The following is an 11,535-nucleotide window of genomic DNA, read 5'->3' on the forward strand; positions in this document are numbered from 1 at the left end:
GGTCGGCCAACTCGCGGCCGAGCTGGGTGTCGACCGGCTGCTCGTGGTGGGTGAGCCGGCCGCGCCGATCCACGAAGCGAGCGGATCGACGAGCCGTTCGAGCTGTGGTCGTGACCGGGCCGGTGCGGATGCCGTACCGGGTTGCGCCGGGCAGAGTGGAGGCATGACGACCGACCTGCACGGCCCGCTGTCCGCGTACGCCGAAAGGCTGCACGCCACCATCGGCGATCGGCACCACGTCGCCTCCCCGCTCGGCGCCTGGCTGCTGCTGGCACTCAGCGCCGCCACGACCGAAGCCGGCCAGGCGGCCGGCTCGCTCCGGGCCGACGCCGACCCGGCGAGCGGGTCGGAGACGGCGGCCGGGTCAGAAACAGCGGCCGGGTCGGCGACGGCGGCCCGCCCGGACGCGGCGGGCGAGGGGCTGGCGGCGGCGCTGGGCACCGACCTGACCAGCGCGGCCGACGTGGCGCGCGTCCTGTTGGACGCACCGCATCCGCTGGTCGCAGCCGCCACCGCGCTGTGGCTCCGCAGCCGTCGGCCGGTCGACGAATCGGCCGGGTGGCGGGCCACGCTCCCCACAGCGACCGAGGTCGACATCCTCCCCGACCAGGCCGGTTTGGACGCGTGGGCGCGCGAGCACACGGACGGCCTGATCGAGACGTTCCCCCTGAAGGTCAGCCAGGACGTGGTGTTCGCGCTGGCCAGCGCGCTGGCCACCCGGATCTCCTGGGCCGAGCCGTTCGACGTCACCGACGCCCACGCGCTCGGTCCCGACAGCGCGTGGAGGGGCGACCTGCGGCAGGTGCTGCGCAGCCCGAGCCACGGGCACCGGGGCGCCATCGTCGCGACCGAGCGGGCCGGTGACGTGATCGTGCACGCCGCCAGCGCCCAGCCGAGCGAGGGCGCGGGGCTGGTGGTCCTCTCGGTGGCCGCCGCGCCGCACGTCCCGGCGGCCGATGTGCTCGCCGCCGCGTACCGGCTCAGCGTTGGCGCTGCCGACGGCGCGCAACCGGCGGGTCGGCGCTCACTGTTCGACCTGCCGCTCGGCGAGACGCCCCTCTGGACGCTGCGCGAGGAGCGGGTACGGACCCACGCCCGCGACGGCCGCGAGGAGCGGCACCAGGCGGTGCTCCCCTGCTGGTCGGCGCGGAGCGAGCACGATCTGACCGCCGAGACGCTGGGCTTCGAGGCCGCGGCCGCGACGCTGGCCCGGGCACTCGACCAACCGGTCCAGGGATTCGAGGCGGGTCAGGTGGCGATGGCCCGGTACGGCCGGTACGGGTTCGAGGCAGCGGCGGTGACCGGGATGTTCGGCACGGTCAGCCTGCCCCCGGAGGGGGTCGCCCGCACCGCCGAGCTGCGCTTCGGCCACCCGTACGCGGTGGTGGCCGTCGCCACCGACACCCGGGCCGACGGCTTCACCGGCCGGTGCCTGGGGTTGCATGTCTCCTGGGCCTGGTTCCCGGCGCCGGCCGAGGTGGTGGGGTAGTACATTGAGGGCTGCGGGGTGCCGGCAGTCCCGCCGCCCCACCCCCGACCGCGCCCGGTCACTTAGTTGTTGGGGTCGAAGTCGCAACTATCGTCGTAGGGACCCCCGTATCCGCCGTTGCGCAAATTGGCGGTTATCTCGAAGTAGTTACCCTCCCACGAATTGTGGTAGCGCAGTTTGGAATACGCTACCGCCGCGCCGTAGTCCTTGAGGAAGAAGGCGGGCGCTCCGATCTTGTAGGTGGTCCACTGCTGAGCGTGGAACGCCTCGTGTCGCATGAGGTCCGGTCCACTGCTCTCGGCGATCGCGCGACCGTACTTGTCCTGGAGACACACGCGACTCCTGGCTTCGTATCGAAGCTTCTCTTTGAACTTGTCGCGACCCTTGAAGAAGAAATAGTCGCCTGTCGTCTGCGGCTGGTCGTCTAGCGGCGGCGTCTCGCCAAAACAGACCTTCTGCCACAGATCCTTGAAGCAGGACGAGCCATGTCTCGTCGCCCACCCCAACCCGGCGGCGTTGCTCAGGTTCCAGGTGTTCTCGGAGCGGACCACCGTCGAGGCCGACGGGACCCAGAACGGCACCTCGCTGGCCACCGGGCTGTACGACGAAGCGGACTCGTTGATGGCGACCACTCTGAACTCGTAGACGTCACGACTGTTGTCGGTGTACCAGGTAAATGCTGTGTCCGTGGTGTTGTAGACGGCCGTCCAGTCGCGCCGCTCCCACTTGTTACGGAGTTGGACCTGATAGTAAGGCACGCCGCAATCGGTCGTGACGGATCGTGACCACTTCAGATCCACCCGGGCATCGCCAGGGGTGGCATAGAACGACCGCGCCGGCCCTGGCGTCGGAGCCACTGGCTTGGCGCTGACGGTGTTGCTGAGTGGGCTCTCCCCGCTGATGTTGTCGGCCAGTATCCGGAACTGGTAGGTGTGCGTGTTGATGAGAATGTCCATCTTGATGGTGGACAAGCCGACGATGGGATAAATCCCGCGCGTCCAGTTCTGGCCGGACGTCGCGTCACGGTACTCGATCCAGTGATAGACGTTCTTCGTGGCACTCGGCGTCCAGCTCAGCGTGACGCTCCCGCAGCCGACCGACGTCACCTTGAGGCCAGAGGGCGCCTGCGGTATGGGCGGCATCGGTCGTACGCTCACCACATTGGACGGGCTGCTCTCGCCAGCGACGTTGCTGGCGCGGACACGGTATTCGTAGACATGCCCGTTGCTCAGGTAACCCATGGTGATGCTGGTCCCACCCGGGACCGGATACTCGGCCCGTCGCCAACTCTGACCCGCGGTGACGTCCCGGTACTCGATCAGGTAGTAGGCGTTGGGGAATGTGCTCGCACTCCAACTGAGGGTGGCCTCGCCGTCACCAGCCCTCGCAGTCAGATTCGAGGGAGGGCCGGGAAGCGGGGGTAAGGGCTTGGCCGAGACGGTGTTGGACGCCGGGCTCTGTCCGCCCGCATTCGACGCCGTCACCCTGAAGTCGTACCAGTGCCCGTTCTCCAGGAACTGCATCGTGATCGAGTTGCCGTCGATCGGCAACGGGGTTCGCTGCCACGACTGCCCAGCGGTGGTGTCCCGGAAGTAGACGAAGTATTGGGCGTTGGGGGTCGCGGACCGGGACCAGGACAGGGTGACCTTGCCATCGCCCGCCTGGGCCGAGAGGTTCGACGGCGGCGACGGCAGACTGTAGTAGGCGGTGGCCTGGACCGACGACGACTTCGACCCCTCGCCGGCAACGTTCATCGCGGCGACCCGGTACTCGTAGACATGCCCGTGGAGGAGATACTCCATCGTGATCGAGGTCTCGCTGCTGAGGTATTCGAGCCGGGTGAAGGTGCTCTGACCTGCGGTGACGTCTCGCCAGTAGATGGCGGAGTACGCGCCGGCCACGGGGGTGTCCCAGTTCAGTTCGATCTTTCCTTCGCCCATCGCGGCGGCACGGAGGTTGGTCGGAGCGCCCGGGAGGGCGTACGACGAGGTCGCGCTCGCGGCCGTACTGCTCGGTCCCTCGCCAGCCGCGTTCGTGGCCGCGACCTTGAACTCGTAGCGATGCCCGTGGGTCAGGTACTGGGCGGTGGCCGCGGTGCCCTCCGTGACCGGGTAGGGCCACGCCTTGAACACGGACTCGCCCGCCGTCACGTCGCGTTGGTAGACGCGGTACCACACGTTGGTGCTGACCGCCTGCCAGGAGAGTTGAATGGTCCCGTCGGACTTCGCCACGGCGGACAGGCTCGCTGGCGCGGCCGGCAGTGCCGGCGCGGGAGTCACCGCCGCGACGTTGCTCGCCGGTCCCTCGCCGGCGCCGTTCGTCGCGGAGATCTTGAACTCGTACTGGTGTCCATTGGCGAGATAGAGCGCCTTCGCGGTGGTGCCCTCGGTCACCGGGTACGGCCACGGCGTGAAAGCCGTCTCGCCAGCGGTCACGTCGCGTTGGTAGATGCGGTACCACACGTTCGGGCCGGGAGCCTGCCAGCTGAGAGTCGCCTGACCGTCACCGCGGGTGGCCGTCAGGGCCGTCGGCGCACCGGGTAGGGGGAACGTGGCGGTCGCGCGGGCGGCGTTGGAATGGGCCGACTCCCCGCCCTGGTTGGTGGCGGCCACCTTGAATTCGTACTCGTGACCGTGCAGCAGGTAGGTGGCTGTCGCGGTGGTCATGTCCACGACCGGCAACGGCCAGGCCGTGAAGGTGGTCTCCCCCGCGGTGATGTCCCGTTGGTAGACCCGATGCCACACCCTGCCCGGCGGCGCGGTCCAGGACAGTGCCACGTCCCCGTTCGGTCGTGCTGTCGCCACAAGGCCGGTGGGCGCTGCCGGCACCGCGTAGCTGGCTGTGGCCCGAGCCGTCGACGACCACGGTCCCTCCCCGCCACCGCCGACGGATCGTACGCGGAACTCGTATTCGGCTTGGTGGTCGAGCAGGCTGACAGTGAGAGTGGTGGCGGATCCGTCAGGGTGCGCGAGTGGCAGCCACTCGGTCTTACCCGCGGTGATGTCCAGGCGTTCGACCTGGTAGTACCAGGCCCGCTCGGCCGGCTGCCAGTTCAGCGCGATGTCGCCCGATGTCTTCGCGGTGGCGACCAGGCCGGTGGGCGCGGGAGGGGGCTCCACGCGAACCGTCGCCGACGCCGTGTTCGAGGCCTGCCCTTCGCCAACCTCGTTCTCGGCGGTGATCTTGTACTCGTAGAGATGACTGTCTCGCAGCAGGGTGAGGTCGATGCTGGTCGCACCTGTCGAGGCAGGAAGTCGGACCCACTGGATCTGTCCGACGGTCGTGTCCCGCTGGTAGATCCAGTACTTGAGCCCTTGGCCGGTCGGCCCCTGCCAGGCGAGGTGGACGCCCCCCACCGCGTCCGCGGTCGCGGTGAGGTTGGTGGGCGCCGCCGGTAGCCGCGTCGGGTCTGGGACCGCTCGGGGCCAGTCGATCTCGATGAATCGCGGCCGGTAGATGGAGACGTCGGCGATGGAATCTTCCGTGTTGAGGGCGTTGACGTTATACGACAGAAGCAGCTTGCCGGGTCGCGCCAGAGCCTGGTGTATCGACGTGTCGTAGACGATGGTGGGAGGTGTATTTCCCGCCTCCGGCGCCCGCGCCAACTCTGTCGGCCCACTGAAGGGCCCGGTAGGCGAGTCCGCGAAGTAGGCGACGATCACGTTGTTGAAGACCAGGTGGGTGTCCACCGTCGTCATGACGTAACGCCCGTCCAGCTTGCTGACCGTGAACGCCGTGCCGACTCCACTGACGATTCGCGCCGAGGAGTTTTCGTCCGTGGACCAGGCAGAACCATTCCAGAACTGCCATTGCCCGGCCAATCCCCCGATCGGGACCCGCGCTGCGTGAGCAAACTTGAAATCCGCCGTGTGTTCCGATCCGTACACGTAGGTGTATCCGTTGTCGTTCACCAACGTCTGCCCCCAGGTGATCCGGGGGCTGTATGGCAGCTCTCGCACCTGGGTGACCGTGAGCGCCGGAAGGCTCAGCGTGACGAGCGCGTTTCCAGTCGGCGCGACGTCCAGGTTCCCGGGGCCGGTGGCCTCGTACCTGTTGACGAGAACTTCGAGGTTGTTGCCGGTGACAACCGCACCCGCGACCCAGCAACCGAGGCCGACGCTGTCGTCGCACATGAGAGACTTGGGAGCGCTCGACGTCCCGCCGTGCAGGGTAGTGGTGAGCGCGGATCCCTCCTGCACCACGAGCGTGTTGTGCACCATCGGAGAATTGACCGGACGTGACCCGTCAGCATTTACCAAGCCCAGGAATGTGTCCGAGAAGAGCCATGCCAGTCTGCCGTCCGGCAGGAGGACCGAAAATGTCCGGTCAATTCTCCGATGGTGCACAACACGCTCGTGGTGCAGGAGGGATCCGCGCTCACCACTACCCTGCACGGCGGGACGTCGAGCGCTCCCAAGTCTCTCATGTGCGACGACAGCGTCGGCCTCGGTTGCTGGGTCGCGGGTGCGGTTGTCACCGGCAACAACCTCGAAGTTCTCGTCAACAGGTACGAGGCCACCGGCCCCGGGAACCTGGACGTCGCGCCGACTGGAAACGCGCTCGTCACGCTGAGCCTTCCGGCGCTCACGGTCACCCAGGTGCGAGAGCTGCCATACAGCCCCCGGATCACCTGGGGGCAGACGTTGGTGAACGACAACGGATACACCTACGTGTACGGATCGGAACACACGGCGGATTTCAAGTTTGCTCACGCAGCGCGGGTCCCGATCGGGGGATTGGCCGGGCAATGGCAGTTCTGGAATGGTTCTGCCTGGTCCACGGACGAAAACTCCTCGGCGCGAATCGTCAGTGGAGTCGGCACGGCGTTCACGGTCAGCAAGCTGGACGGGCGTTACGTCATGACGACGGTGGACACCCACCTGGTCTTCAACAACGTGATCGTCGCCTACTTCGCGGACTCGCCTACCGGGCCCTTCAGTGGGCCGACAGAGTTGGCGCGGGCGCCGGAGGCGGGAAATACACCTCCCACCATCGTCTACGACACGTCGATACACCAGGCTCTGGCGCGACCCGGCAAGCTGCTTCTGTCGTATAACGTCAACGCCCTCAACACGGAAGATTCCATCGCCGACGTCTCCATCTACCGGCCGCGATTCATCGAGATCGACTGGCCCCGAGCGGTCCCAGACCCGACGCGGCTACCGGCGGCGCCCACCAACCTCACCGCGACCGCGGACGCGGTGGGGGGCGTCCACCTCGCCTGGCAGGGGCCGACCGGCCAAGGGCTCAAGTACTGGATCTACCAGCGGGACACGACCGTCGGACAGATCCAGTGGGTCCGACTTCCTGCCTCGACAGGTGCGACCAGCATCGACCTCACCCTGCTGCGAGACAGTCATCTCTACGAGTACAAGATCACCGCCGAGAACGAGGTTGGCGAAGGGCAGGCCTCGAACACGGCGTCGGCGACGGTTCGCGTGGAGCCCCCTCCCGCGCCCACCGGCCTGGTCGCCACCGCGAAGACATCGGGCGACATCGCGCTGAACTGGCAGCCGGCCGAGCGGGCCTGGTACTACCAGGTCGAACGCCTGGACATCACCGCGGGTAAGACCGAGTGGCTGCCACTCGCGCACCCTGACGGATCCGCCACCACTCTCACTGTCAGCCTGCTCGACCACCAAGCCGAATACGAGTTCCGCGTACGATCCGTCGGCGGTGGCGGGGAGGGACCGTGGTCGTCGACGGCTCGGGCCACAGCCAGCTACGCGGTGCCGGCAGCGCCCACCGGCCTTGTGGCGACAGCACGACCGAACGGGGACGTGGCACTGTCCTGGACCGCGCCGCCGGGCAGGGTGTGGCATCGGGTCTACCAACGGGACATCACCGCGGGGGAGACCACCTTCACGGCCTGGCCGTTGCCGGTCGTGGACATGACCACCGCGACAGCCACCTACCTGCTGCACGGTCACGAGTACGAATTCAAGGTGGCCGCCACCAACCAGGGCGGGGAGTCGGCCCATTCCAACGCCGCCCGCGCGACCGCCACGTTCCCCCTACCCGGTGCGCCGACGGCCCTGACGGCCACCCGCGGTGACGGTCAGGCGACTCTCAGCTGGCAGGCTCCCGGCCCGAACGTGTGGTACCGCATCTACCAACGCGACGTGACCGCTGGCGAGACGGCTTTCACGCCGTGGCCGTACCCGGTGACCGAGGGCACCACCGCGAAGGCGCTCTATCTCGCCAATGGACACCAGTACGAGTTCAAGATCTCCGCGACGAACGGCGCCGGCGAGGGACCGGCGAGCAACGTCGCGGCGGTGACTCCCGCGCCGGCACTGCCGGCCGCGCCAGCGAGCCTGTCCGCCGTGGCGAAGTCCGACGGGACCATTCAACTCTCCTGGCAGGCGGTCAGCACCAACGTGTGGTACCGCGTCTACCAACGCGACGTGACGGCGGGCGAGTCCGTGTTCAAGGCGTGGCCCTACCCGGTCACGGAGGGCACCGCGGCCACCGCCCAGTACCTGACCCACGGGCATCGCTACGAGTTCAAGGTCGCGGCCACGAACGCGGCTGGCGAGGGACCGAGCAGTACGGCCGCGAGCGCGACCTCGTCGTACGCCCTCCCGGGCGCTCCGACCAACCTCCGTGCCGCCGCGATGGGCGAAGGAAAGATCGAACTGAACTGGGACACCCCCGTGGCCGGCGCGTACTCCGCCATCTACTGGCGAGACGTCACCGCAGGTCAGAGCACCTTCACCCGGCTCGAATACCTCAGCAGCGAGACCTCGATCACGATGGAGTATCTCCTCCACGGGCATGTCTACGAGTACCGGGTCGCCGCGATGAACGTTGCCGGCGAGGGGTCGAAGTCGTCGTCGGTCCAGGCCACCGCCTACTACAGTCTGCCGTCGCCGCCGTCGAACCTCTCGGCCCAGGCGGGCGATGGCAAGGTCACCCTGTCCTGGTCCCGGTCCGCGACCCCCAACGCCCAATACTTCGTCTACTTCCGGGACACCACCGCTGGGCAGTCGTGGCAGCGAACCCCGTTGCCGATCGACGGCAACTCGATCACGATGCAGTTCCTGGAGAACGGGCACTGGTACGACTTCAGGGTGACGGCGTCGAATGCGGGCGGACAGAGCCCGGCGTCCAACACCGTCTCGGCCAAGCCCTTACCCCCGCTTCCCGGCCCTCCCTCGAATCTGACTGCGAGGGCTGGTGACGGCGAGGCCACCCTCAGTTGGAGTGCGAGCACATTCCCCAACGCCTACTACCTGATCGAGTACCGGGACGTCACCGCGGGTCAGAGTTGGCGACGGGCCGAGTATCCGGTCCCGGGTGGGACCAGCATCACCATGGGTTACCTGAGCAACGGGCATGTCTACGAATACCGTGTCCGCGCCAGCAACGTCGCTGGCGAGAGCAGCCCGTCCAATGTGGTGAGCGTACGACCGATGCCGCCCATACCGCAGGCGCCCTCTGGCCTCAAGGTGACGTCGGTCGGCTGCGGGAGCGTCACGCTGAGCTGGACGCCGAGTGCCACGAAGAACGTCTATCACTGGATCGAGTACCGTGACGCGACGTCCGGCCAGAACTGGACGCGCGGGATTTATCCCATCGTCGGCTTGTCCACCATCAAGATGGACATTCTCATCAACACGCACACCTACCAGTTCCGGATACTGGCCGACAACATCAGCGGGGAGAGCCCACTCAGCAACACCGTCAGCGCCAAGCCAGTGGCTCCGACGCCAGGGCCGGCGCGGTCGTTCTATGCCACCCCTGGCGATGCCCGGGTGGATCTGAAGTGGTCACGATCCGTCACGACCGATTGCGGCGTGCCTTACTATCAGGTCCAACTCCGTAACAAGTGGGAGCGGCGCGACTGGACGGCCGTCTACAACACCACGGACACAGCATTTACCTGGTACACCGACAACAGTCGTGACGTCTACGAGTTCAGAGTGGTCGCCATCAACGAGTCCGCTTCGTCGTACAGCCCGGTGGCCAGCGAGGTGCCGTTCTGGGTCCCGTCGGCCTCGACGGTGGTCCGCTCCGAGAACACCTGGAACCTGAGCAACGCCGCCGGGTTGGGGTGGGCGACGAGACATGGCTCGTCCTGCTTCAAGGATCTGTGGCAGAAGGTCTGTTTTGGCGAGACGCCGCCGCTAGACGACCAGCCGCAGACGACAGGCGACTATTTCTTCTTCAAGGGTCGCGACAAGTTCAAAGAGAAGCTTCGATACGAAGCCAGGAGTCGCGTGTGTCTCCAGGACAAGTACGGTCGCGCGATCGCCGAGAGCAGTGGACCGGACCTCATGCGACACGAGGCGTTCCACGCTCAGCAGTGGACCACCTACAAGATCGGAGCGCCCGCCTTCTTCCTCAAGGACTACGGCGCGGCGGTAGCGTATTCCAAACTGCGCTACCACAATTCGTGGGAGGGTAACTACTTCGAGATAACCGCCAATTTGCGCAACGGCGGATACGGGGGTCCCTACGACGATAGTTGCGACTTCGACCCCAACAACTAAGTGACCGGGCGCGGTCGGGGGTGGGGCGGCGGGACTGCCGGCACCCCGCAGCCCTCAATGTACTACCCCACCACCTCGGCCGGCGCCGGGAACCAGGCCCAGGAGACATGCAACCCCAGGCACCGGCCGGTGAAGCCGTCGGCCCGGGTGTCGGTGGCGACGGCCACCACCGCGTACGGGTGGCCGAAGCGCAGCTCGGCGGTGCGGGCGACCCCCTCCGGGGGCAGGCTGACCGTGCCGAACATCCCGGTCACCGCCGCTGCCTCGAACCCGTACCGGCCGTACCGGGCCATCGCCACCTGACCCGCCTCGAATCCCTGGACCGGTTGGTCGAGTGCCCGGGCCAGCGTCGCGGCCGCGGCCTCGAAGCCCAGCGTCTCGGCGGTCAGATCGTGCTCGCTCCGCGCCGACCAGCAGGGGAGCACCGCCTGGTGCCGCTCCTCGCGGCCGTCGCGGGCGTGGGTCCGTACCCGCTCCTCGCGCAGCGTCCAGAGGGGCGTCTCGCCGAGCGGCAGGTCGAACAGTGAGCGCCGACCCGCCGGTTGCGCGCCGTCGGCAGCGCCAACGCTGAGCCGGTACGCGGCGGCGAGCACATCGGCCGCCGGGACGTGCGGCGCGGCGGCCACCGAGAGGACCACCAGCCCCGCGCCCTCGCTCGGCTGGGCGCTGGCGGCGTGCACGATCACGTCACCGGCCCGCTCGGTCGCGACGATGGCGCCCCGGTGCCCGTGGCTCGGGCTGCGCAGCACCTGCCGCAGGTCGCCCCTCCACGCGCTGTCGGGACCGAGCGCGTGGGCGTCGGTGACGTCGAACGGCTCGGCCCAGGAGATCCGGGTGGCCAGCGCGCTGGCCAGCGCGAACACCACGTCCTGGCTGACCTTCAGGGGGAACGTCTCGATCAGGCCGTCCGTGTGCTCGCGCGCCCACGCGTCCAAACCGGCCTGGTCGGGGAGGATGTCGACCTCGGTCGCTGTGGGGAGCGTGGCCCGCCACCCGGCCGATTCGTCGACCGGCCGACGGCTGCGGAGCCACAGCGCGGTGGCGGCTGCGACCAGCGGATGCGGTGCGTCCAACAGGACGCGCGCCACGTCGGCCGCGCTGGTCAGGTCGGTGCCCAGCGCCGCCGCCAGCCCCTCGCCCGCCGCGTCCGGGCGGGCCGCCGTCGCCGACCCGGCCGCTGTTTCTGACCCGGCCGCCGTCTCCGACCCGCTCGCCGGGTCGGCGTCGGCCCGGAGCGAGCCGGCCGCCTGGCCGGCTTCGGTCGTGGCGGCGCTGAGTGCCAGCAGCAGCCAGGCGCCGAGCGGGGAGGCGACGTGGTGCCGATCGCCGATGGTGGCGTGCAGCCTTTCGGCGTACGCGGACAGCGGGCCGTGCAGGTCGGTCGTCATGCCTCCACTCTGCCCGGCGCAACCCGGTACGGCATCCGCACCGGCCCGGTCACGACCACAGCTCGAACGGCTCGTCGATCCGCTCGCTTCGTGGATCGGCGCGGCCGGCTCACCCACCACGAGCAGCCGGTCGACACCCAGCTCGGCCGCGAGTTGGCCGACC

General features: G+C 68.2%; 4 protein-coding genes. 2 read left to right on the top strand and 2 right to left on the bottom strand.

The window, feature by feature from the left end; translation table 11 throughout:
• The first annotated feature begins 163 nt into the window (after positions 1 to 163).
• Positions 164 to 1,489 (top strand): hypothetical protein, encoded by a 1,326-nt coding sequence (locus AB0B48_RS28300; RefSeq protein WP_357206796.1) that lies wholly within the window; start codon positions 164 to 166, stop codon positions 1,487 to 1,489.
• 62 nt (positions 1,490 to 1,551) lie between these two features.
• On the opposite strand, the gene AB0B48_RS28305 is transcribed toward AB0B48_RS28300, so the two are convergent.
• Positions 1,552 to 5,709: a fibronectin type III domain-containing protein gene (locus AB0B48_RS28305; RefSeq protein ID WP_357206794.1), complete on the bottom strand. Its 4,158-nt coding sequence runs from the start codon at positions 5,707 to 5,709 to the stop codon at positions 1,552 to 1,554.
• Between the two features lie 117 nt (positions 5,710 to 5,826).
• Here AB0B48_RS28305 and AB0B48_RS28310 point away from each other — a divergent pair, with 117 nt between their 5' ends.
• Positions 5,827 to 9,984 carry a fibronectin type III domain-containing protein gene (locus AB0B48_RS28310; RefSeq protein ID WP_357206794.1) on the top strand — a complete coding sequence of 1,386 codons (4,158 nt, stop codon included), beginning with the start codon at positions 5,827 to 5,829 and terminating at the stop codon, positions 9,982 to 9,984.
• Positions 9,985 to 10,046: 62 nt separating this feature from the next.
• Here AB0B48_RS28310 and AB0B48_RS28315 read toward each other — a convergent pair whose 3' ends face one another.
• The gene (locus AB0B48_RS28315) at positions 10,047 to 11,372 is read right to left on the bottom strand and encodes a hypothetical protein (protein ID WP_357206796.1); all 1,326 of its coding nucleotides are present in this window, start codon (positions 11,370 to 11,372) and stop codon (positions 10,047 to 10,049) included.
• Between the last annotated feature and the right edge of the window lie 163 nt (positions 11,373 to 11,535).

It is taken from the genome of Micromonospora sp. NPDC049089 (assembly GCF_040648775.1).
GTDB lineage: Bacteria > Actinomycetota > Actinomycetes > Mycobacteriales > Micromonosporaceae > Micromonospora.